This window comes from Mesorhizobium sp. M7A.F.Ca.AU.001.01.1.1, from assembly GCF_004022735.1.
GTDB lineage: Bacteria > Pseudomonadota > Alphaproteobacteria > Rhizobiales > Rhizobiaceae > Mesorhizobium > Mesorhizobium ciceri.
Map to the genome: position 1 here is coordinate 1 of NZ_RZPF01001057.1, position 1,482 is coordinate 1,482.

The window sequence follows — 1,482 nt, forward strand, 5'->3', positions numbered from 1 at the left end:
ATCCGGCACTACGCGCTCTTGGCTGCGAATGGTTGCCGCCGGCGACTATGTTCCAAGCTTCGTGCTTGCCGGGCTAATCGTGTTGCTGGGCCTGGTAGCGTCTGGCCACAACATTCGTTTCGTCTCAGGCTTCAACATCGAGAAGATCCTGTTCCTTTCCGCAGCACTGGCGTTCGTCTCCTTTGGCCAGATGTGCGCAGTGTTCACCGGCAGGATCGATCTGTCGGTCGGACCGTTGATCGGCTTGAGCCTCGTCATCGCGTCATTCTTTTTGAATGAAGGTGCCGGCATGGGAACGATAATCGTTGGCGTGTTGGCCGTGTTTGGCGCCGCAGCCCTCGTCGGCCTGACCAGCGGGACCTTGGTTCGGTTCGGGAACTTCACCTCCGTCGCCGCGACGCTAGGGGTTTACATCATCATTCAGGGCATCTCGGTGTTGCTGCGGCCCTATCCCGATGGAGCCATCAGCGCCACCGTCATGGATACCATCAAAGCCACAATCGGTAGCATTCCGGTCGTGTTCATCGTCGCGCTGGTCCTGGCAATCATCCTCGAAGTCGGTTTGCGCTACAGCCGTTGGGGAATGAGCTTGCGCGCCGTTGGCTCTAACGAGAAGGCAGCGGCGCATATTGGTGTGCGCACAGGCTGGACCGTCGTCGGCGCGTTCATCGCCTGCAGCTTGCTCACAGCGCTTGGGGGCATGATGGTGGTGGCGCAGCTCGGCATCGGCGATCCCAATCAGGGCATCGAATACACGCTGGGCAGCATTGCCGCAGTGGTCCTCGGCGGAGCCAGTCTCTTTGGCGGACGCGGCAGTTTCATCGGCGTGCTGCTTGGCGCCGTCCTGATCCAGGAAGTCAATTCATCGATGGTTTTCCTGGGCCTGTCGCAAGCCTGGCAATATTGGTTCATCGGCCTGCTGACCCTGATCGCAGTGGCAGTCTATTCACAGGCCCGGTCAGCGTCCATCGAGAGGCCGTGAAACGAACTGCCGCAGACTGGATATACAACGTCGAGTGCGCGAAGATCCGCTAAGAAGGCGCAAGATCTCCCCCAACCGCATGTCGACGCTTCCGCTCACTTGATGATGCCGATCTTCTTGCGATCAATGGTCACGAATACGGCGCAGACCAAAACCGTACCCTTGACGATATTCTGAAGGTACGGATCGACACCGGCCATGTTCATGCCGTTGGAAAGCAGAGTGATGATCAAAACGCCCAGCATGGTACCGACAACACTGCCTACGCCTCCAGTCAATGGTGTTCCGCCGACGACCACCGCGGCTATGACGTCCAGTTCAAGCCCCTCCCCGAGTTGGGCGGTGGCGGCCATGGCGCGCGCGGCTTGTAGCAAGCCGGCAATGCCGCACAAGGCACCGAGAAGCACATACATATAGATTTTCACGCGCGCGACCTGAATGCCCGTTAGAATGGCGACACGTTCCCCACCGCCTATGGCGCGAACCTCGCGCCCGAACAC

The 1,482-nt window shown here is 59.4% G+C and carries 1 protein-coding gene and 1 pseudogene; one reads left to right on the top strand and one right to left on the bottom strand.

The annotated features are described in order from the left end of the window. Window positions 1–28: 28 nt before the first annotated feature. Window positions 29–982: an ABC transporter permease gene (locus tag EN884_RS35700; protein WP_128361114.1), complete on the top strand. Its 954-nt coding sequence runs from the start codon at window positions 29–31 to the stop codon at window positions 980–982. Window positions 983–1,077: 95 nt separating this feature from the next. Here the strand turns inward: EN884_RS35700 and EN884_RS35705 are convergent. Then, a pseudogene (locus EN884_RS35705) lies at window positions 1,078–1,482 on the bottom strand (ABC transporter permease); the annotation flags it as partial.

Coding starts and splice junctions, on each gene's coding strand:
- EN884_RS35700 (WP_128361114.1), top strand. CDS start 29: ATGGTTGCCGCCGGCGACTATGTTCCAAGCTTCGTGCTTGCCGGGCTA.